A 20,659-nucleotide genomic window follows, 5' to 3' on the forward strand; every position below is an offset into this window, starting at 1 on the left:
TCTTTGTTGGTCTGATAACTTACAAAGTAACAGGTTTTCTTTGATCTGTGGAGCTTTTTTATTTATTCCCTTTGTCGCACTTTAGTTTACAATCTTCTAGCTGTAAGCTGTAAGCTATAAGCTATAAGCTAAATCATAAGAATGAGTAGTGAGGATGAGTAATGAGGTTAGCATGAGAATTAGGTTGAGGAAAAAATTTAAAGATTTTTCCCATACCTGACCCTCACCCCAAACCCACAACCCATAACTCACAACTGACCCTTATAACTTATACTTTTACCTTTTGACTTTTTCCTTTTTACTTTTATAATATATCCATGCTTCCCAACCAAATGCGCACAGACACATTAACCGGCTTTTTCCTAAGAGAACACCTTGAGCCTTTCCTGCAAGAACAATTCTTAACCACTAAGATTGCCAATACAACCTTTACCATCGCCTTAATTGACCTGGATCGCTTCAAAAGATTCAATGACCGCTATGGCCACCAATTCGGCGATGAAGTCTTAAAGTATTTCTCCGGCACAATAAAACTAACCCTGCGCGATACCATATTCTTTATTTTCCGCTATGGCGGAGACGAATTTATCGTTGTATTCCCGGAGAAAACCCCTAAAGAAGTCCATTCTATACTTACAAAATTCCGGCATAACCTGCGTTACCGGCCATTCCTGGCTCAAAATCGGCTATACCACATAAGAATGAGCTGCGGCATTGCCGCTGGAATGCATGACGCCAAAACTCCGGCAGAGCTTATCAAGAAAGCCGATGAAGCAATGTATTACGCGAAGCGCCACGGAAGAAATTCCATTACCCACGCTGATCAAATCTTCTGTCTTCGCTTAGTCAACTTTATCGCGGCAATCATAAGCGGAACATTTATAGTTTTAAGCATCCTTATTGCTTCTAACATTTTCTCTGTAAACATTGAAAGCACGCTGACTTATATAGTAAATAAAATACAGTCCGTTGGAAAAACGCCTATTAAAAAGAATCCGCTTTCGCACAAAAATTCACCAACAGCTCGGCAAGAAACCTGTGATATCGTTATCTTAAAAAACGGCGGGATATTCGAAGGCAAAATCATCACCGAAACCCAAGAAAAAATTATCTTTAACCTCTATATGGCCAACGGCGAAGGCATGGCTACTTTTTATAAAAAAGAAATAGAACAGATAAAACACGACCAGCCCCGCATATCCGGCTCTCCTTAAGAATTTCATTTGCCATGTGGCTTTTGTTCAATATTGATATAATCATCAAAGGTGATTTTCTCCCCTAATTCTTCCTTAACCACGCGAATCCGATCAGGCACATAAGGGTGAGTTTTGTAATAGCTGTATTCTCGAGGCGGCCGGCGTTTATTTATGTCCTCCAGCTTACCCAAGAAGGCAATCATCCCTTTGGGGTCATACCCAGCTAATTTAGCGTAGCGCGCAGCTAACTGATCCGCTAAAAGTTCATCTTCGCGCGAATAACCAAGCATTAATTCTGTAAAGGCCTGGTCCGCGGCTACCCCGGAACCTTCAGCCGCAGCTTGTGCTAATAACACCCTGAACACAGTATAAATTTGGCTTCCCTGTAATTTCTTGATGCTGTGCCGGGCAACAATATGGCCGACTTCATGGGCGATAACTCCTGCCAGTTGATCATCATCGGTTGCTTTTTCTATCAGTCCGCGGAAAATATAAACATGCCCACCAGGAAGGGAAACCGCGTTTACTTCATCTTCATCCAATACGATAAAATGATAGATTATATCTTTTCTGTCACAGACCGCGGCGATCTTCTCTCCAATATCTTCAACCCTTTTTTGCATTAAAGGATCATTCACAGGTTTATATTCTTTCTCAATCTGCTTGGCAATAGAGTCGCCCATTGCCACTTCCTTGTCCGTAGAGTAAAAATAGGTTTCTTCCTGTTTGGTGGCGATGTTGTATTCGGTAGTGCAGCCTGCGATAAAAATACCCCCCAACAAAAGAAAAACAATCACGCCTGACTTTCTCAACATTTGATAAAGTTTTCTTATGGGAAGCCCTACAACATTATAAAAACACCCTTCTATTTTACGGATAAAGAAAGCGCCTCTCCCCTGGATATCAAAACTTCCTGCCTTGTCTAATGGCGAAGTATGAGTAAAATAATTCTTTATATCCTGGTCAGTTAATTTATCCATATAGACTTTTGTTTTCTCAACACCGACAAAAACCTTGGAATTATTCTCACTTTTATCAATAAGCGCCAGGCCGGTATAAACCCACTGCGGCTTTAAAGAAAGTTTTTTCAGCATCCTCTTTGCTGCAATGATATTTTTAGGCTTACCGAATATTTTACCATCTTGAACAGTAATAGTATCGGCTGCGATAATTACTGCGTTTTGCACTTTTTCTGCCGCGGCCCTGGCTTTTTTTAAGGCGTTGCGCTGGACAAGGCCTGAATAGGATTTACCGCGCGGTTTTTTGTCTTCCTTAACGTTTACCGGCAAGACCTTGAATTTCAGGCCAAAAATCTTTAACAACTTTTTTCTTGGCCTTGAATTAGAAGCTAAATATATATCTCTCATCTTCATATAATATAGCGTAAAGTGTAAAACGCAAAGCGTAAAACTATAGCGTAAAATTAAAAGTTTTGAATTTTAAATTATGGTTTTACGTTTTTCGCTTTCAGTTTTTAGCTGACGGCTAATGGCTGACAGCTGATAGCTGCTGATTCTCCTGCTAAATATCCGGTAGAAAAAGCCGCCTGCAGGTTAAAGCCTCCTGTATCGGCATGCACATCCATGATTTCGCCGGCAAAATATAATCCCTTAATAAGGCGCGATTCCATATTCTTAGGGTTGATATCCTTTAATGACACGCCCCCCCTTGTCACCATTGCCTCATCAAAAGTACCGGCAGAAGACACTTCAAAAGAAAAATCTTTCAAAACCTGAACAATGCGCGCGCGCTCTTTTTGAGTAACGTAACTGGCCTTTTTAGAAGCATCAATGGAGTTCATCTCTAAGAACACATCCACTAATCTTAAAGGCAGCAACGATTTCATAATATTGCGTAAGCTGGTGCGATTATTCTGCCCTAATTCTCTTAACATGCGCTTATCCAGGATTTCATAACTTAAGGCTGGCTTTAAATCTATGTGCACAAAAACCGGCTCTTTTTTTTCCAGCCACAAAACAATCCTGTCGCTTAAGGTAACAACCAATGGCCCGGAAATGCCTTTATGCGTAAAAAGCAAATCCCCGATTTCTGAAAGGATATTTTTTGCCCCTTGAGTGAATTTTATCCTGATATTCTCAAGGCTTAACCCCTGTAAAATAACAGGATACCCTTTTTTTAATTCTAACGGAACTAAACTTGGCCTTAGCGGCTCTATACGGTGAGCTAATTTTCCAGCTATGCGTATGCCATCTCCAGTTGAGCCAGTAGCAGGATAGGAAACTCCCCCTGTAGCAAGAATTACCTTCTGCGCTGGCAGAAATTCTTTTCCGGAAAGAATCACTAATTCTGGCCTGCCATCTTTAATCTGGATGCCTTCCACGGTCCTGTTCAGGATAAATCTTATTTTTCTATCGCATACCTGGCTTAAAAGAGTATCCCAGATACTTTTTGCAGAATTACTCCTTGGGAAAACACGTTCCTGACGCTCTACTTTTAGTTTTACCCCGAGTTTTTCAAAAAACTGCATTAGGTCTTGGTTGGAGAATTTCTTAAAGGCATCGCGCAGAAAATCCCCTCCATGAAAAAACTTAGGGATAAAATCTTCCATCGGGATAGAATTGGTAAGATTGCATCTTCCTTTGCCGCTTAAAAGTATTTTCTGGGCGGGATGCTTGTTTTTTTCTATTAAAATAACCTTGGCGCCAAGTTCGCTGGCGCGGATACTTGCCATAAGGCCTGCAGGCCCAGCGCCAATAACAATAATTTCTGAATTAGACATATAGGCAATCACTCAACTAACTAAGGACAAATATGATAAGAATGAGAAGTTAGGATGAGCAATGAGTTTAGGGTGAGAATTAGGTTGAGGAAGAAATTTAAATATTTTTCTCACAACCCACCCTCATCCTATTCCCACAACTCACGCCCCACATCTGACCCTATTAATATGGAAAATTACCTCAATAAATCTTCTATCGTAAAAATGGATTCTAATTTAATCCCCGCTTGTTTTAAGTTTTCAACAGCTCCTTCATTTCTGTCAACAATAACAACCGCTTTTACGATTTCAATGCCTTCTTTATCCAAGGCCTCTTTAGCTTCAATAACCGCCTTGCCGGTTGTGGCCACATCATCAACTACGATTACCCGGGCACCTTTTTTAAGGGCCGGACCCTCAATTTGACGCTTGGCGCCATGTTCTTTAGCCGCCTTACGCACGATAAAAGTTTTTATGGGGTGATCCTTTATATAGCTGAAGCATGCCAGAGCTCCGACAATCGGGTCTGCCCCTAAAGTCGGGCCTCCAACAGCATCAATATTTTGATCATGGATAAGTTCCATGATGATACTTGCAACCAAATACGCGCCTTCTGGGGTAAGAGTAATCACCCTGCCGTCTAAATAATAGGTGCTGGTCTTACCGGAAGACAAAACAAAGTTCCCAGTCTTAAACGCCTCTTTCTTAAGAAGCGCGAGTAATTCTTTTTTCAATTGATTCATATCTTTCTCTGGTAAACACATATATGTCCTCCCATTAATAGTTATTAAGACGATTAGATTGTAACATTAAATTTTAGAGGTGTCCACCCCATCTTTAGCTTAAAGCTTATAGCTTATAGCTTACAGCTTACAGCTTACAGCTGATAAGTTTTTGACAAGTAGCCCTTTGATTGTTATGATATCTTCATGCTTAAGAAAGCATTCAGCAACCTAGTGGATTTGATTTACCCCCGGGTATGCTTAGCTTGCGCCAAGAAACTGCCTGCCAGCGCAAAAGAAGAAACCTACCTATGCGGGCCTTGTACCAATAAAATCAAAAGAAACAGGCCTCCTTTCTGCCATTGTTGCGGGAAACATTTAAATGAGAAAAGTTTGCATAAAAACCTCTGCGTTACCTGCCTTAAAATGCCTCTTTATTTTGACCGCGCTTTTAGCCCCTATATCTATGAAGATATCTTAAAAACCTTAATCCATAAATTCAAATACCAGCGCAAAGACTATCTGGGCGGCTTTTTATCCAGTATGCTGCTTGACTTTATCCAAGATTATGACTTGCCAATTGCCTATTTAGACCTTATAATACCAATTCCGTTACATAAAGCTAAATTAAGAGAACGCGAGTTTAATCAAGCAGAAGTTTTGGCAAAAGGCATATCCCATAGGTTTAATAAGCCCATGGATACTTTTATCTTAACGCGCCGGACAAATACTAAAAGCCAAACCGCTCTTGATCATGAGAAAAGATTTCAGAACATCCGGGGGAACTTCGCTTTAGAAAGCCATTCCTCCGTAGAAGGAAAGAATATCCTTCTGGTGGATGATGTCCTAACAACCGGAGCGACCTGTTCGGAAGCCGCGCGAATTTTAAAAGAAAAAGGCGCTGGAGTAGTCTTTGTTTTAACCTTGGCCAGCTAACTAAAAATGAAAATACTGCGTAATTATTTCCTCAAAGAATTCTTAGGCCCCCTGTTCTTATCGCTATTGGTACTTACCTTTATTATGCTTATCGGAAATCTGATCAAGATCACGGAACTAGTAATAAATAAAGGTGTGGATATATTTACCGTATCCAAGCTCTTCTTGTTCATGATACCGTATCTTTTGACCTACACCCTTCCAATTTCAGCATTGACTGCTTCGCTTATGTCTTTAGGCAGGCTCTCTGGGGACAATGAGATTATCGCCATAAAAGCAAGCGGGATTAATATCTTCCGCTTGATCGTGCCGCAATTAATTGTCGGAGTGATCTTAAGCCTCTTTTTAGTCATCTTTAACGACCGGGTCATCCCTTACGCGCACTTTGCCTCTAGAAAAATGCTTGTGGAAGTCGGCATAAAAAATCCTGCCGCCGCCCTTGAGCCGGGAGTTTTCATTAATTCTTTCCAAAAATATGTGCTTTTTATTTATCGCATTGAAGAAAACAAGCTAATTAATATCCGTATCTATGAGCCGCAGGAAGGAAAACCCACCCGCACCATTGTCGCTAAAAATGGGGAGTTTATAGTCCTGCCGGAAACTAACACCATAAAACTAAAACTTATTGACGGCACATCTGATGAGCCTGACCCGGAAAATCCGACCAATTTTTATAAACTTAATTTCAAAACTTATTTTATGAACCTTGATTTAGCGCAAATGCAAAAAAAATCTGATATCCAGAAGAAACCAAAGGACATGACCATCAAAGAACTGCAAAGTGAAATAGCAAGGCTTGAGAAAGAAAAAATAGACCCTGCGCCGCTTTTAACAGAGATAAATGAGAAAATCGCGCTTGCCTTTTCCTGCCTTGTGTTTATCCTGTTGGGTTCATCTACCGCGATCATTACCAGAAGAAGAGAGAAAAGCATAAATTTCGGGATTGCTTTTTTAATCGTGGGGCTGTATTACATTCTTTTGATCGGCTCCGAAGCGTTAAGCCTGCAAGGGTATATAAATCCCATGCTTGCCATGTGGTTACCCAATATCATACTTGGGACAGTTGGAGCTATCCTAACTTATAGGTTATGCGCATATTAGACCGCTATATCTTAAAATCCGTATTAAGCATGTTCGCGGGATGCATCCTTGCTTTTAGTTTTCTCTATGTGATCATTGATATTTTTACCATCCTTGAAGATATCTTAAAACAAAAAACCTCTATCATCCTGCTTGTTAAATATTACCTGTCTTTTATGCCATATATTTTTGTGCAGGTTTCCCCCTTTGCCGGCCTATTAAGTACCCTCTATACTTTCGGAAAATTAAACCGTGACAATGAAGTTATCGCCATGCGCTCATCCGGGTTAAGCATTATTAGCATCACCAAGACCGTGCTTATTTTTGGGCTGATCTCAAGCTTGGCAGTATTTTTGATTAACGACCGGATTGTGCCGCACGCCTTGGCAGAAAAACAAAGCCTCAAAGAAAGTATCGAAAAGGGCTCTAATAAGAAAGTTGATGCCAACCTGCCGCTATACAACTTCTCTATGTACGGGCTTAAAAACCGCCTCTTTTTCGTCAACAGCTTTTCTCTGGCAACAAATACCATGGAGGGAATCACCATACTTGAACATGACGAAAAGCAAAACATCACCCGCAAGATCATCGCCGAAAAAGGCGTGTTCCAGGACGGATTCTGGACATTTTATAAAAGTATCACCTATGACTTTGACCAAAATGGACAAATCAAAAATGAACCCTCTTTTTTAAGCGAAGAAATTATGACCATCCCCGAGACCCCGAAGGATTTCATAAATCAAAGACAGGTGCCGGAATTAATGACTTCCTCGCAATTATCCAGTTACCTCTGGAGGCTTTCTAAAAGTGGCGCCATAGGCGCAATACGAAACTTAAAGATAGACCTTTACGAAAGATACGCCTCAAGCCTGACGAATATAATTATAATTCTTCTGGGGATACCGTTTGCCTTAATCATGAGAAGAAAAGCAACCGGCTTGTCTTCTTTAGGATTATCTCTTGCGATGGGATTTTTATATTATGTAGTTAACGCGGTAAGTATTGCCCTGGGCAAAGGCGGGTTTTTGCCTGCCTTTGCGGCTGTATCTCTAAGCCACATCTTAGCAGCGGCCTTTAGCATATATCTTATTTCAAAACTTCCTTAAATATACACTCTGGGGATGCGGCTTCCTAAACCACAAACAATTTCATAGGGTATTGTGCCGGATAAATTTGCCAGCTCTTCGGTAGTAATAGTATTCTTACCTTGAGACCCGATAAAAACCACTTCCTCGCCGATCTTTACCGTAGCGTTACCGACATCCACCATAATCTGATCCATGCAGATCCTTCCGCTTATCTTAAACTTTCTGCCGCCGATTAATACCGGGGCCAGATTAGAAAGATTGCGCGGATATCCATCACCATAACCAATAGGAAGATTAACAATAGTAGAATTCTTGTCGGTAACATAGGTATAACCATAACTTATGCCATATCCTTTGGGCACGCGCTTAGCATAGACTATTTTTGATTTTAAACTTAACACTGGTTTTAGATTAATGGATAAGTTTTCATCCGGATAAAGCCCGTAAAGGACTAAGCCGGGCCTGACCATGTTAAAATGGCTTTGCTTGTAGGCGGCAATGCCCATACTATTTGCCGCATGCACAAGCGGGATATTTATTTTACTATGCTCTAACCTTCGTATTAAAGCCTCAAAGGTTCTGGCCTGATGCAAGGTAAAATCACGGTTAACATCCGCAAGGGACAAATGCGTGAAAATACCCTCTATCTCAAGCTGTGATAGCCTCTTTAACCTGCACACAAAATCATAGGCCTGTTTGCATAAAACACCGAGTCTGCCCATGCCGGTATCTACTTTTACGTGCACCTTTACTTTGCGCGATTTAAGAAAAGCAGCCTTATTTAATGCGCGGGCAAAATCATAATCACAAAGCGTCTGGCTTAAATTGTATTTTAAGATAGGTGCAATATCGCCTTTAAGCGGCACGCCTAAAATAAGTATAGGCGACTTTATGCCTTTTTCTCTTAACAAAATCCCCTCGTCAATAGAAGCCACGCTTAGATAATCAACTGCCGAAGCTTCCAATTTCTTGGCCACAGGAATAAGCCCATGGCCATAGGCATCTGCTTTAACGCAAGCCATGACCTTAACATATCCTGGTATAATACTTTTAATCTCAAGCAAATTATGCTTAAGATTATTAAGATTAATTTCCGCCCATGTAGGACGGTACCCTATAGAGTTATGCATAATTTTCAGCTTTCAGCTATCAGCTTTCAGCTATCAGCAAAACTAAAACCAAAACTAAAACCAAAAAAATAAAACTAAAAGTTAGTTTCGGTTTAGTATTTAGTTTTTAGCTGACGGCTGATAGCTGACAGCTGACGGCTTTCTTATTTGGCATTCCTTGGGATACAAATAAATCGGCTTTATCCCAAATGAATCCGTGAATTGCTTACACTGCAATTTTTCCTGCGCTACCTGGACAAGATAACGCGGCTTAATCCCCCACCAATCCTTATCCAGAAAAAAGCTCTTATGGACAGAGGCCTGAAATTGTTTTTGATACAGAGAAAGCCCGTCCCCCACAAACAAACTGGGGCCTTTTATTTTAAGGCATAACTCTTCCGGAGTAACAAGCATATAATTTGACGATCTCTTAAAAACTTTGTGGTTTTGATAAATAGCTGCGTAGACCATGCCTCGCCTGGCATCCATAACCGGAACAATCTGGATATTTCTTTCTTTGTCCGCTGCGGCTTTTGCCAAGACATCCAGCCCGCAAAGCCCAATAACCGGCTTATCCAAAGAAAACGCGATGCCTTTTATAAACGACAAGCCAATGCGGATACCGGTAAAAGACCCGGGCCCCAGATTTGCCGCCAAATAATCCAAATCTTCCCATTCCCAATTAAGACTTGTCAGGATTTGTGACAAAATATGCGTAATATTCTCAGAAAGTTTTACCCCGGTATAAAGACGGTATTCATAGATCTTTTCACCATCTAAAATACCCACAGAAAAAAAGTTAGTGCTTGTATCAATAGCAAGTATTTTCATATCTTAAATTCCCGTAGTAATTCCTGATAGCGCGCGCCTTTTGCGCTAAATAAGATCTGCCGAGATGTGTTCCCTGTTATCTTTAATTCTACCAGAAGGCATTCTTTTGGAAAGATCTTTCCTAATCGTTCTGGCCATTCAATCAAAGTAACCGCATCATCATAAAAATACTCTTCATAGCCGATATCGGCTATATCTTTTATCTTATCCAAGCGGTATAAATCAAAGTGATTAAGCGGTATTTTACCAGATAAATACTGCTGCATAATTACAAAGGTGGGGCTGGTGACAGCGTTTTTTATGCTTAAGCCTTTTGCCACGCCTTTGGCAAAAACAGTCTTACCGGCTCCTAAATTTCCTTTCAAACAGATAATATCTGCTTTCTTCAAGAAACCCGCCAACCGCCCTGCGATAGAAAGTGTCTTCTTAAAGGAAGAGGAATTCAATTTAAACTTAGAAATGCCGATAGCCTTGTGGTTGTATATTTTTTTCATCTTGGTTATTTAAAATAAGCTTTATTCTTTCCTTCAAACAATTTATTTCACCAATAGGGTAAAAACAAAATTTATCCTGACGCATAAGTTTCTTGGCGCAATCAGAGTCCACAGTAAACAATAGCTCAAAATCCTCTCCATCTGTCAAAGAAGCTTTAAAATCCTTGGCCTGACTGGATACGGGAACAAGGTCCTGATAAAGCACTGCCCCTTTTTTACTCTGCTTTAAGATGTGGCCTAAGTCCTGGAGAAGGCCGTCAGAAATATCAATCATGGAATGAACCTTAAAATTCTCGGCTAAAAACCTTGCCTCTTTTAAGCGCGGGATAAATTTAAGGTGCTTTCCCTTGATTGATCCGCCTAAACTGCCGGTAGTAAAAATAATGTCCTTGTCGCGCGCTGCGCTTCTTAAAACAAGGCTATTCTTTTCAACCCTGCCGATCATACTTACATCTATAACTACTTTTTGGCTTTTGCTGATATCGCCTCCGACAAGATTTACTCCATACTCTTTACATGCGGCAATAATGCCTTTGGTCAAACGGTCAACTTTATCAAGCGAAAGATCTTTTGGCAGGCCTAAAGAAATAACACAATGCTGCGGGACACCACAACAAGAAGCAATGTCGCTTATAGAAACACAAACCGCTTTTCTGCCTACCCAATAAAAATCTGTGCCTTTTAAGAAATCCACGCCCTCTACAAGCATGTCACAAGTAAAAAGCTGGTATGATTTTTTGTCAAACTCTAATACCGCGCAATCATCGCCAGAACCAACGATAACTGATGTATCGGTTTTAATAGATTTCCTGATCCTATCTATCAAACCAAACTCGCCCAGCTTACTTATCTGCATATTTTTCTATGTTAAGTTTATATAACGGCTTGATAATTCCCCTGTCGGTAATAATCGCGGTTATTAAGTTATTAGGGGTTACATCAAATGCCGGATTCCAGAATTTTATTCCCTTGGCGGTAACTTGATTCTTAAAAAACAGGCTAGATACTTCTTCATGGCTTCTTTCTTCAATCAATATATCCATACCGGTTTTTATATCCAGATCAAAAGTGGAAAACGGCGCGGCAGCATAAAATGGTATCTTGTGATACTTTGCCAAAACTGCCAAGCTGTAAGTGCCGATTTTATTAGCAGTGTCCCCATTTAGGGCAATTCTATCCGCCCCGACAATCACCTTATCCACCGAACCGCTTTTCATAAGACTTGCCGCCATACTATCGCAGATAAGCGTAACATCAATACCGCTTCGTTTTAATTCCCAAGTGGTAAGCCGCGCCCCTTGTAAAAGGGGACGGGTTTCACAGGCAAAGACTTTTATATTCTTCCCCTGCTCATGGCTTTTATAAATTACGCCTAAGGCAGTTCCATAATCAATGGTCGCTAAGATTCCGGTATTACAAATAGTAAGAATGCGCTCATTTTTCTTAACCAGACTTGCGCCATAAGCGCCTATCCTGCGGCAAGATGCTCTATCCTCTTCTATAACCTTGTTTGCTTCCTGAAAAAGCGTCTTCTTTATTTTTTCTACTGACAAATGTTTAGCTTTATCAGAGACGCAAAGCATTCTCTCTAAACCCCAGAAAAGATTGCGCGCAGTAGGCCGTGAAGAAGCTAAATAATTAACCACTGATTTTAATTCTTTGTAAAATTGCGCGTAATCCTTGGCTTTGGAATCTTTAATCCCTAAATATACGCCTAAACAGGCGCTTGCGCCCAAAGCCGGTGCCCCACGCACCTTTAATTCCTTAATCGCCTGCCAAAGGACTTTGATATTCTTAATATCAATATACTTAAACTCTCCCGGCAAAAGAGTCTGATCGATCATGCGAATCCGGTTATTCTTCCATTCAATCGTACGAATACCCATATTAATACCTCCATAATCACATGTTGTCACAAAGTCACAGATCACAGGACATAATAAAGCGTAAAGCTAAAAGCGCAAAACTAAAAACTATAGCGTAAAATTAAAAACTTTTAAATCTTGAATTATGGTTTTACCTGCCTACCGGCAGGCAGGCCAAATAAATTCCAAATTTTAAATCCCAAACAAATTCAAAATCCCAAATCCAAAACTAGCGCGCAAAATCACAGGACACAATAAAGCGTAAAGCTAAAAGCGCAAAACTAAAAACTATAGCGGAAAATTAAGAACTTGCTTATCATATTTTTTAACGTTTGGCTTGGCTGTGTTTTTGTAAGCTCAAAGACCAATCAACCTAGCCAACAAACTCTTCTTTACCTTAACCGCGGCCTTGGGACAGACTTCCTGACAACAGAAACAAGCGATACATTTCTTATAATCAAAGCACATCTTAGTATTCTCAAAAATTATTACCTGCTTCGGACAGGCTTTAATGCAAGCAAAACACTGGATACACTTAGAAGCATCAATATAAGGACGATATTTTATAAAGCTCATAATGAATCTTGCCACAGGCTCTGGCAATTTCTGACTCATGGCAGTCTTAGGAAGAAGAAACTTCCTGCCAATAACTTTCTCTAAAGGCTCACCTAAGACTTGAATATCGCTTTTTACAAAATCAAGCATCCCGATTCTTTTTGCCTCTTTATTTACTGGAACCGACAACGGGTCAATACCCATAATAAGCGCTAATATATAATCCACAGCCAAGGCATCAGATCCTGCAACAATAATTTTCTCTTGCCTTAATTTTCCGCTTGTTGCCGGGCCATCACCCTCCATCGCCACAATCCCATCAACGATATTGATCACCGGATTTGCGCTTTTATAAATATCCAATAACATGGCGGCAAAATCACTGGGACGGAAATATTTCTTGTGTAATTCAGTTTTAAAGCTTCCGCAAACTAAACCAAAAAGATTTTTTACTGCCGCGGTCATCAGCATCATCCCATGCGTTTTAAATTTAGGAATGTTAATAATATAATCGCAATCCCCAATCCAAGCAGTCAACGGTATATTATTATAAAAACGCTTGGGCCCAAATAACACAAGCTCTACGCCCTCTTCTTTACAAACACGCGTTATCCCTGATTGAGCATAAACCTCATTCACATTATTAATATATTTTCCCCAGGCGCTTGGGCTATCCCCTGCTACTATCCGGCATTCAAGCGGCTTCAAGAGGCGGATCACCGCGCGCAATACTTCCGGGTGCGTGGTAATGCCGGATTCTGGGCTAGCGGACATTAAAACATTTGGTTTTAATAAGACCGTGGATTTTGGCTTAATCAAAGATTCTATCCCGCCTAAAAGCTTCACGGATTTGTTAACCGCTTCTTGCACTAATTCAGGAGTATAATCTTTGCAAGAAACAATGGAAACTTTATGCTTTGTCATATTCAACCTTTTATGCCAAAGAAATTCTTGGCTTGCCTTGTAGTTATTTCCCCTACTTCTTCAGGGCCAACGCCTTTAATCTTTGCGATTTCTTCTGCCACATAAACCACATTTGCTGGTTCGTTTCTTTTACCGCGCAAACCCTCTGGCGACAGATACGGCGCGTCAGTCTCCAAAAACATTCTTTCTAAAGGGCAAAATTTCACCAAATCGCGCAGATCTTGCGCTTTCTTATAAGTAATATTGCAGGTAAAAGAAACATAAAACCCCAAATCCAAACATTTATCCAAAAAATCTTTGCCTCCGGCAAAACAATGCACCACTGCCCTCAAGGGCATATACTTTTTTAATAAGGAAATTGTTTCCTCCTGCGCAGAACGAGAGTGGATAACTAACGGTAAATTTAATTCTTTGGATAGGTTAACTTGCGCGATAAAGGCTTCTTCTTGTTTTTTGGGATTAGATAAATTTCGGTAAAAATCAAGGCCCGTTTCTCCGATAGCAACAACTTTATCATTTGATGCTAAAACCTTAAGTTCAGCCAAAGAAGAAGCGTCAAAGCTATTTGCATCGTGCGGATGCACGCCAACAGAAGCGTAAACAAAATCGTTTTTCTTGCAAAGCTCTACTGCTCTTTTAGAAGCATCTAAATCTGAACCAACATTAATAATATACTTAACATCTCTTTCAAGCGCGCGCCTAATAACATCAAGCCTGTCACTATCAAAATCAGAAAAATCCAAATGCGCGTGCGTATCTATATACATTTATTTTTTCTTTATATCTATTCTTGGGAAAAGCGGTTCGCCTTTTTTGATTTCCTTATCGCCAAACTGTTCCCTTATCAGGCTTGAAGTCTTTGGCATAAATGGATACAGGACAACAGCCACCTTCTTGATCACATCAACCAACAGGCGGATAAAACCTTTTAGCTCTTCGGTCTTGTTTTCTTTAGCCAGATTCCAGGGCTGGGTTTCTTCCACATACTTATTGGCCATATTGATCAATTCCCAAATCTCTTCCAAGGCACTGCTAAAATCATATTTACTTGATAAACTGACGGCAACTTTTTCATGCAAGATCCCAATTTTATTACGGATCTCTACTGCCCTTTGGTCTTTGGCTTCTGCTTGGGGGATAGCAGCTTGAAAATATTTCTCTACCATAGTCAGCGTTCGGTAAACAAGATTCCCCAAATCATTGGCCAGATCGCTATTGAATCTTTTGATAATTGATCCCTCGGAGAAATTGCCGTCTAAGCCAAAGGGGACATCCCTTAAGAGAAAATAACGATAAGTATCAATGCCAAATTTCTCAACCATCTCAAGAGGATTGACTACATTGCCGCGCGACTTGGACATTTTTGTATCGTCAATAAGCCACCAGCCATGGGCAAATACTGTCTTGGGAGGTTCTATCCCCAAAGATTTAAGCATAATCGGCCAATAAACCGCGTGCTGTCTTAAGATATCTTTTCCAATTAACTGCATGTCCGCCGGCCACCACCGAGACTGATAAGTGCCATCTGCGGATATTTCTCCGCAGGCGCTAATATAATTTATCAAGGCATCAAACCATACATAAGTAACATGTTCCGGGCTAAAAGGCAAAGGTATCCCCCAGCTAAGACGCTCCCTAGGACGCGAAATGCAAAGATCGTCCAGTTTATTAAGATTCAGGAAGCTTAAAACTTCGTTGCGCCTTATTTCAGGCTTAATAAAATCTGGATTCTTTTTTATGTAGTCAACCAGCCAATCCTGATATTTGGAGAGCCTAAAAAAGAAATTGGTTTCCTTGATCAATTCAAGCGGCCTTTTGCAATCCGGACAAAGATTATCTGCGGCCTGAAGATGCGTCCAAAAAGCTTCGCATGGCGTGCAATAAAGCCCTTCGTATTTGTCCTCGTAGATATCGCCTTTATCATAAACAATCTGCAAAACCTTCTGCACGAATTCTACATGGTGCTTATCAGTCGTGCGGATAAAATAATCGTAGGAAATATTTAAACTCTCCCACAACTTCTTAAAATGCTCTACAGTTTCATTGGCAAAATCCAACGGGGCCATTTTCTTGGCATCGGCTGCTTTTTGGATCTTCTGGCCATGCTCATCGGTTCCGGTTAAGAAAAACACATTTTCTTTGCCCAAAACAAGCCGCGCCTGGCGCGCCAAGGTATCGGCGGCAATGGTAGTATAAGAATGCCCGATGTGAGGCGCGGCATTCACATAATAAAGAGGAGTCGTAATATAAAATTTCTTAGGCATCTTTAATAGGATTTTTATTTTCTTTGTTTTCGTTAAAATCAAGTTCCGCATATCCGCCCTCTTCAAGCTCAAGAGTGGCTTTGCGCTTAAAGACATTAACTGAAATAACTTTGCCCTTGCCTTGAGGACAAGTTAATTTCTCTCCCTCGCGAGGCAGGCCCTTAGAAAGCGCCTTATAAGTATCATATTCATAACTTAAGCAACACATAAGCCTTCCGCAAAGACCTGAGATCTTGGGCGGGTTTAAAGGCAAACCCTCTTCCTTTGCCATTTTAATGGTTACCGGCTCAAAATCTTTTAAGAATTTCCTGCAGCAAAGTTCCCTGCCGCAAGAGCCAATGCCTCCAAAAAGCCTGGCCTCATCGCGCACGCCAATTTGGCGCAATTCAATGCGCGCCTTAAAGACCTTTGCCAGGTCTTTTACCAGCTCACGAAAATCCACTCGGCCAGATGCGGTAAAATAGAAAATTATCTTGGTGCGGTCAAAAGAATACTCTGCTGCCACAAGCTTCATATCCAATTTATGCTCTTCTATTTTCTTAACGCATGAAGTAAACGCCTCTTTGGCTCTTATTTTGTTTTCCTCAATCTGCTTAACATCTGCTTCGGCTGCCTGGCGCACTATCTTTTTTATTATTTCTTTGGCGCTGTTGGCTACCGTGGGCTCATTAGGAGAAACTACTTTTCCGTAGTCAATGCCCCGGTCATGCTCAACTATGACTAAACATCCTTCTTTAATATCTAAAGAGGCGCCCGAACAGGTACAAACCTGTCCGCAAGCCCTTAAACGCACCATTATTGTCTTTTCCATGAGATTTATCCTTTCAAAACATGCTGTAGATGTGAAAATAAAAGACGCGGATTGACATTTTGTTTTGTGTAATTCAAGGCATCCATTATTTCCTTTAAGAATGCCTCCAGATTAGCAATAGTATATTTCTTAGATAAGGCAATCAACTTATCCCTATAATCAAGGTTAATAACGCGGCAGGATGTGCCGGCAGTCTTTAAAAGATACAAGTCCCTCAACCACAAAGAAAGAACATTTAAGATTAGATACATTTCATTCTTATCAAGGGCGTAGGTTTTCTCGGTAACCGCCTTACCCGAAGCAAAAAAATCTTCAAAGATCATGTTCTTCTTCTCTAATATATTAGAATCCTTGATCCGCAAGGCCAAACCAATTCTTCCTTCAGAGAAATATGACAAAAAATGCGCCTTTTCTTTATTAAGAAAATAACTTTCTTCTAATTGCGCGCTTAAGAAATCTCTTTTTAAAGGAAAAAACTTTACCACCCGGCAGCGCGAAACAATTGTCTTTAACATAAAAGAAGGTTTATGCGTAATAAGTATGATCAAACTTTTATCTGGCGGCTCTTCAAGAACTTTTAAAAGCGCGTTTCCCGCTTCAAGGGTTAAGTTATGGGCATTATCAATAATAAAAACTTTGTAATTGCCCTCGTAGGCCTTTAAATTTATTTCTTTTTGCAAAAGACGGATATCCTCTATCTTTACCGACTCAAGCTGGTCGTTTTCTTCGGAAGTAAACAAATGCACGTCCGGGTGGACAAGCTTATCTATTTTTATGCAAGAACCACACAAGCCGCATGCCTGCGGATTTGGCGCCTGACAATTAAGCTGTTTAGCCCAAGACAAAGCAGTAAGTTTTTTACCTACGGCTTCAGGGCCGGTAAAAAGATAGGAAGATGCCATGCGCTTGGCAAAAGAATATTTCTCAAGCTGCCCTATTGCCTTATCCTGCCCCTTAATCTCTGCAAAATCCATTGAGCCAACTCTCCCCCCGACACTCACTTCGTTAGGTCGGGGCGTCGCAACCACAATCTATCTATTAACAATCTTATATTCTCTTGTGTTTTGTCCTTATTATCTTGCACATTCACAACCTTGATTCTTTTGGGTTCTAAGCGCGCCAATTTCAAATATCCCTGATGCACACGCGCGTGATAAGCAATATCACGGCTTTCAATGCGATCCTTGTTCTTCTGACGATGTTTCAGGCCATCTTTGACCGGCAGGTTCAGAAAAATAGTAAGATCGGGTTTAATCCCGCAAGTAGCAAACGCTCCCATGGATTTAATCGCCTTTATATCTATGCCTAAGCCATACCCCTGATAAGCAATTGTAGAATCCAAAAACCTGTCGCAGACAATAATATTTCCTTTTGATAAAGCCGGCTTGATAATTTCATCCACCACCTGCGCACGAGCGGCCATATAAAGAAGGGTTTCTGCTTCAGGAGAAATCTTGCTTTTAGGATCAAGAAGAAGCTTGCGAATTTGCTCGCTTAGCTTTACTCCCCCCGGCTCACGTAAAAAAATAACCTTATGACGCTTCTTTTTAAGATACTCAAAAAGAAGATGCGACTGCGTACTCTTCCCGCAGCCCTCAGAACCTTCAAATGTAATAAATCTACCCTTCATAGTTTCCTTAAGTCTGCTTTCTGGTTTTTGCTTCCGGCACTGATCCCGACGTAACGTCGGGACTAATGTGCCTCCAGCAAAAACCATCAAGAAATAATTAAACGCTGACAAACTTCCAGGTGTAATCCTAAAATCTTTTTAAATCCCCCAATCATTGTTTTTACAAATACCGAGGCATGTTTCTCTGCCTTAAAAGCGCAAAGCTAAAAGCGTAAAGCGAAAAACTATAGTGTAAAATTTAAAACGTTTTGAGCTTTAAATTATGGTTTTACCTGCTAAAAATATCTATAATTTCCTACGCCAGGTGGTGCCGTTTTTGGTATCCTCTAAAATTACGCCTTTTGCTTCCAAATCTTTTCTAATTTGGTCTGCTTCAGAAAATTTCTTTTCTTTCTTAAGCGCAATTCTTTTATCAATCAAAACTTTAATCGCGTCAGCATCATCTTCTAGTCCTTGCGCAGTAAAATCAAGTTTTAAACCCAACAAACCTGACAAATCCTTTAAAAGACTTCTAGCATGAGAGACAAAATAAGGATCATTGATATTTTTATTGGTTAAATTCACTAATTCAAAGATACTCGCCAATGCTTGAGGAGTATTAAAGTCATCATCCATAGCCTTGACAAAATCATCCTTAACTTTTTCTATCTGCGGTATCTTTTCTGACTTCCGGCTTCTGATTTCTGACTTCTGGCTCTCTATTTTCCCAAACAGTATCGAAATCCGTTCCAACGCTTGTTTTGCTTCGCTTATTTTCTCATCAGTGTAATCCATGGGGCTAGAGTAATGCGCGGATAAGAAGAATAATTTCAGGAAATCTGCGTTCTTATACTTATCCATAAAATCTTTTATGGTAATAAAATTCCCTGATGACTTTGCCATCTTCTGGCCGTTGATAGTCAATAACCCCCCATGCATCCAATATTTGGCAAAAGGCTTTTCCGTCAAGGCTTCTGCTTGGGCGATTTCATTCTCATGATGCGGGAAAATTAAATCTCTTCCCCCTGCGTGAATATCCAAGGTGTCCGTCTTTAGAAACTTCTGGCTCATCACCGAGCACTCTATGTGCCAACCTGGCCTGCCCTTTCCCCAAGGACTTTCCCAAAACGGCTCATTTTCTTTTGATCTCTTCCAGAGCGCAAAATCTAAAGGATCTTTTTTGTGTTCTGATGGATCAATCCGGGCGCCAGTTTCCATCTCTTCTATATTCTGCCCCGATAATTTTCCATAATCAGGGAAACTTCTCACATTAAAATATACATCGCCTCCTGCTTCATAGGCATGGCCTTTTTCAATCAATGCCTCGATGTATTTTATCATCTCCGGAATATTTTCCGTTGCCCGCGGCTCAAAATCCCCTCGCAGAATACCCAGGCTGTCTAAATCCTCATGATAACTTTTGATATATTTATCAACCAGTTCTTTCCAATCAGTTTTTAGTTCATTGGCGCGCTTGATGATCTTATCGTCTATATCGGTAATATTGCGCACAAAATTGACCTTAAAACCTCTATACTTTAAATAACGGCGGATAACATCAAAAATATACAGGCTTCTGGCGTGTCCTATGTGGCTTTGATCATAAACCGTTACTCCGCAGGTATAGATATTAACATTAGGAGGGCTTAAAGGAACAAACTCTTCTTTTTTACGCTCTAAAGAATTATAAATATAAATCATAGTAGTCATACTTTTATATTAGATTTTTGCGCATGGCTTGGCTTGATTTCGACAGAAGCAAAAATCTATTAATTATTATTTCTCTAATTTCTTAATTCTGTTTTCCAATTCTTCTATTGATTGCATGATCGGGTCAAGGGTATGAATATGATCAAGGTTTACTTCTATTTTCTTGCCGTCCTGCTTGGTAATCTTTCCCGGAACACCCACTACCGTGGAATTAGGCGGCACATCTTTTATTACAACCGCGTTTGCTCCAATGTAAGAGTTATCTCCAACAGTAATATTGCCCAAAACTTTTGCTCCCGCTCCAACAACCACATTATTGCCAACAGTTGGATGGCGCTTGCCCTGCTGGATACCAGTTCCTCCTAAGGTAACCCCCTGATAAAGAAGCACATTATCTCCCACAACCGCAGTTTCACCGATAACTACTCCCAAGCCATGGTCAATAAAAAGCCCCCTGCCAATTCTTGAGCCGGGATGGATTTCAATGCCGGTAGTAAAACGCGCGAATTGGCTTATGCAGCGGGCAAAAAATACAAGATTTATTTTATAAAGAAAATGCGCGATGCGGTAGTAGATTATGGCGTGCAGCCCCGGGTAAAGCACAATAATCTCCAATAACCCCTTTGCCGCAGGATCCTTGGCCTTGGCGCAGCTGATCTCTTTATTAAAGATTAAAGCTATAAAAGCTATCTTTAGAATATACAAAACAAGCAAAATAAATATAATCTGGGAAATAATAGCCATAT

20 protein-coding genes are annotated in these 20,659 nt (G+C 40.5%); 4 read left to right on the plus strand and 16 right to left on the minus strand.

From position 1 onward, the window contains the following. Window positions 1–332: 332 nt before the first annotated feature. Entirely contained in the window at window positions 333–1,214 is an 882-nt protein-coding gene (locus MUF05_07040; protein ID MCU0666829.1) for a GGDEF domain-containing protein, read from the plus strand. A gap of 5 nt (window positions 1,215–1,219) precedes the next feature. On the opposite strand, the gene MUF05_07045 is transcribed toward MUF05_07040, so the two are convergent. From MUF05_07045 to pyrE, 3 genes are all read right to left on the minus strand, one after another. Next, window positions 1,220–2,563: a Maf and M48 domain-containing protein gene (locus MUF05_07045; GenBank protein MCU0666830.1), complete on the minus strand. Its 1,344-nt coding sequence runs from the start codon at window positions 2,561–2,563 to the stop codon at window positions 1,220–1,222. 107 nt (window positions 2,564–2,670) lie between these two features. Next, a complete protein-coding gene (locus MUF05_07050; protein ID MCU0666831.1) occupies window positions 2,671–3,936 on the minus strand; it encodes an NAD(P)/FAD-dependent oxidoreductase in 1,266 nt (421 codons plus the stop codon). Between the two features lie 176 nt (window positions 3,937–4,112). Further along, window positions 4,113–4,658: an orotate phosphoribosyltransferase gene (gene pyrE, locus MUF05_07055; protein ID MCU0666832.1), complete on the minus strand. Its 546-nt coding sequence runs from the start codon at window positions 4,656–4,658 to the stop codon at window positions 4,113–4,115. Window positions 4,659–4,844: 186 nt separating this feature from the next. On the opposite strand from pyrE, the gene MUF05_07060 reads away from it, so the two are divergent. From MUF05_07060 to MUF05_07070, 3 genes are read left to right on the plus strand one after another with little or no spacing between them, the layout of a single operon-like run. Further along, window positions 4,845–5,573 carry a ComF family protein gene (locus tag MUF05_07060; GenBank protein MCU0666833.1) on the plus strand — a complete coding sequence of 243 codons (729 nt, stop codon included), beginning with the start codon at window positions 4,845–4,847 and terminating at the stop codon, window positions 5,571–5,573. A 6-nt stretch (window positions 5,574–5,579) separates the two neighbouring features. Next, a complete protein-coding gene (locus MUF05_07065) occupies window positions 5,580–6,674 on the plus strand; it encodes an LptF/LptG family permease (GenBank protein MCU0666834.1) in 1,095 nt (364 codons plus the stop codon). After that, window positions 6,662–7,759, plus strand: a complete 1,098-nt coding sequence (locus MUF05_07070; GenBank protein MCU0666835.1) for an LptF/LptG family permease — start codon at window positions 6,662–6,664, stop codon at window positions 7,757–7,759. The genes MUF05_07065 and MUF05_07070 overlap by 13 nt, the downstream gene beginning before the upstream one ends. On the opposite strand, the gene alr is transcribed toward MUF05_07070, so the two are convergent. The 13 genes from alr to cysE all read right to left on the minus strand — a co-directional run bounded on the left by alr (window position 7,756) and on the right by cysE (window position 20,657). Then, the gene (gene alr / locus MUF05_07075) at window positions 7,756–8,871 is read right to left on the minus strand and encodes an alanine racemase (GenBank protein MCU0666836.1); all 1,116 of its coding nucleotides are present in this window, start codon (window positions 8,869–8,871) and stop codon (window positions 7,756–7,758) included. The two genes, MUF05_07070 and alr, sit on opposite strands and share 4 nt — an antisense overlap. A 99-nt stretch (window positions 8,872–8,970) precedes the next feature. Then, on the minus strand, window positions 8,971–9,681 hold the full coding sequence (gene tsaB, locus MUF05_07080) for a tRNA (adenosine(37)-N6)-threonylcarbamoyltransferase complex dimerization subunit type 1 TsaB (protein ID MCU0666837.1): 711 nt from the start codon (window positions 9,679–9,681) through the stop codon (window positions 8,971–8,973). Continuing rightward, window positions 9,678–10,175 (minus strand): tRNA (adenosine(37)-N6)-threonylcarbamoyltransferase complex ATPase subunit type 1 TsaE, encoded by a 498-nt coding sequence (gene tsaE, locus MUF05_07085; protein MCU0666838.1) that lies wholly within the window; start codon window positions 10,173–10,175, stop codon window positions 9,678–9,680. The genes tsaB and tsaE overlap by 4 nt, the downstream gene beginning before the upstream one ends. Beyond that, window positions 10,135–11,031, minus strand: coding sequence for a thiamine-phosphate kinase (locus tag MUF05_07090; GenBank protein ID MCU0666839.1), 897 nt, complete (start codon window positions 11,029–11,031; stop codon window positions 10,135–10,137). Before MUF05_07090 ends, tsaE begins: the two co-directional genes overlap by 41 nt. Next, window positions 11,018–12,055 (minus strand): S-methyl-5-thioribose-1-phosphate isomerase, encoded by a 1,038-nt coding sequence (gene mtnA / locus MUF05_07095; protein ID MCU0666840.1) that lies wholly within the window; start codon window positions 12,053–12,055, stop codon window positions 11,018–11,020. Before mtnA ends, MUF05_07090 begins: the two co-directional genes overlap by 14 nt. Window positions 12,056–12,397: 342 nt before the next feature. After that, complete coding sequence (locus tag MUF05_07100) at window positions 12,398–13,519, minus strand: DUF362 domain-containing protein (GenBank protein MCU0666841.1); 1,122 nt, start codon at window positions 13,517–13,519, stop codon at window positions 12,398–12,400. Window positions 13,520–13,521: 2 nt separating this feature from the next. Continuing rightward, window positions 13,522–14,286 carry a TatD family hydrolase gene (locus tag MUF05_07105; GenBank protein ID MCU0666842.1) on the minus strand — a complete coding sequence of 255 codons (765 nt, stop codon included), beginning with the start codon at window positions 14,284–14,286 and terminating at the stop codon, window positions 13,522–13,524. Beyond that, on the minus strand, window positions 14,287–15,834 hold the full coding sequence (gene metG / locus MUF05_07110; protein ID MCU0666843.1) for a methionine--tRNA ligase: 1,548 nt from the start codon (window positions 15,832–15,834) through the stop codon (window positions 14,287–14,289). Next, window positions 15,776–16,594 carry a stage 0 sporulation family protein gene (locus MUF05_07115; GenBank protein ID MCU0666844.1) on the minus strand — a complete coding sequence of 273 codons (819 nt, stop codon included), beginning with the start codon at window positions 16,592–16,594 and terminating at the stop codon, window positions 15,776–15,778. The genes metG and MUF05_07115 overlap by 59 nt, the downstream gene beginning before the upstream one ends. A gap of 5 nt (window positions 16,595–16,599) precedes the next feature. Next, window positions 16,600–17,568, minus strand: coding sequence for a DNA polymerase III subunit delta' (locus MUF05_07120; protein MCU0666845.1), 969 nt, complete (start codon window positions 17,566–17,568; stop codon window positions 16,600–16,602). A 23-nt stretch (window positions 17,569–17,591) separates the two neighbouring features. After that, window positions 17,592–18,335, minus strand: a complete 744-nt coding sequence (gene tmk / locus MUF05_07125) for a dTMP kinase (protein ID MCU0666846.1) — start codon at window positions 18,333–18,335, stop codon at window positions 17,592–17,594. 174 nt (window positions 18,336–18,509) lie between these two features. After that, a complete protein-coding gene (gene cysS / locus MUF05_07130) occupies window positions 18,510–19,904 on the minus strand; it encodes a cysteine--tRNA ligase (protein MCU0666847.1) in 1,395 nt (464 codons plus the stop codon). A 75-nt stretch (window positions 19,905–19,979) separates the two neighbouring features. Then, entirely contained in the window at window positions 19,980–20,657 is a 678-nt protein-coding gene (gene cysE, locus MUF05_07135; protein ID MCU0666848.1) for a serine O-acetyltransferase, read from the minus strand. Window positions 20,658–20,659: the final 2 nt, after the last annotated feature.

It is taken from the genome of Candidatus Omnitrophota bacterium, assembly GCA_025453395.1.
Lineage (GTDB): Bacteria > Omnitrophota > Gorgyraeia > Gygaellales > Profunditerraquicolaceae > JAlOQK01.

Excerpts from the sequence above, each read along its gene's own strand:
- MUF05_07040 (MCU0666829.1), top strand. The coding sequence starts at position 333 with ATGCGCACAGACACATTAACCGGCTTTTTCCTAAGAGAACACCTTGAG.
- MUF05_07045 (MCU0666830.1), bottom strand. The coding sequence starts at position 2,563 with ATGAGAGATATATATTTAGCTTCTAATTCAAGGCCAAGAAAAAAGTTG.
- MUF05_07050 (MCU0666831.1), bottom strand. The coding sequence starts at position 3,936 with ATGTCTAATTCAGAAATTATTGTTATTGGCGCTGGGCCTGCAGGCCTT.
- pyrE (MCU0666832.1), bottom strand. The coding sequence starts at position 4,658 with ATGAATCAATTGAAAAAAGAATTACTCGCGCTTCTTAAGAAAGAGGCG.
- MUF05_07060 (MCU0666833.1), top strand. The coding sequence starts at position 4,845 with ATGCTTAAGAAAGCATTCAGCAACCTAGTGGATTTGATTTACCCCCGG.
- MUF05_07065 (MCU0666834.1), top strand. The coding sequence starts at position 5,580 with ATGAAAATACTGCGTAATTATTTCCTCAAAGAATTCTTAGGCCCCCTG.
- MUF05_07070 (MCU0666835.1), top strand. The coding sequence starts at position 6,662 with ATGCGCATATTAGACCGCTATATCTTAAAATCCGTATTAAGCATGTTC.
- alr (MCU0666836.1), bottom strand. The coding sequence starts at position 8,871 with ATGCATAACTCTATAGGGTACCGTCCTACATGGGCGGAAATTAATCTT.
- tsaB (MCU0666837.1), bottom strand. The coding sequence starts at position 9,681 with ATGAAAATACTTGCTATTGATACAAGCACTAACTTTTTTTCTGTGGGT.
- tsaE (MCU0666838.1), bottom strand. The coding sequence starts at position 10,175 with ATGAAAAAAATATACAACCACAAGGCTATCGGCATTTCTAAGTTTAAA.
- MUF05_07090 (MCU0666839.1), bottom strand. The coding sequence starts at position 11,031 with ATGCAGATAAGTAAGCTGGGCGAGTTTGGTTTGATAGATAGGATCAGG.
- MUF05_07100 (MCU0666841.1), bottom strand. The coding sequence starts at position 13,519 with ATGACAAAGCATAAAGTTTCCATTGTTTCTTGCAAAGATTATACTCCT.
- MUF05_07105 (MCU0666842.1), bottom strand. The coding sequence starts at position 14,286 with ATGTATATAGATACGCACGCGCATTTGGATTTTTCTGATTTTGATAGT.
- metG (MCU0666843.1), bottom strand. The coding sequence starts at position 15,834 with ATGCGGAACTTGATTTTAACGAAAACAAAGAAAATAAAAATCCTATTA.
- MUF05_07115 (MCU0666844.1), bottom strand. The coding sequence starts at position 16,594 with ATGGAAAAGACAATAATGGTGCGTTTAAGGGCTTGCGGACAGGTTTGT.
- MUF05_07120 (MCU0666845.1), bottom strand. The coding sequence starts at position 17,568 with ATGGATTTTGCAGAGATTAAGGGGCAGGATAAGGCAATAGGGCAGCTT.
- cysS (MCU0666847.1), bottom strand. The coding sequence starts at position 19,904 with ATGATTTATATTTATAATTCTTTAGAGCGTAAAAAAGAAGAGTTTGTT.
- cysE (MCU0666848.1), bottom strand. The coding sequence starts at position 20,657 with ATGGCTATTATTTCCCAGATTATATTTATTTTGCTTGTTTTGTATATT.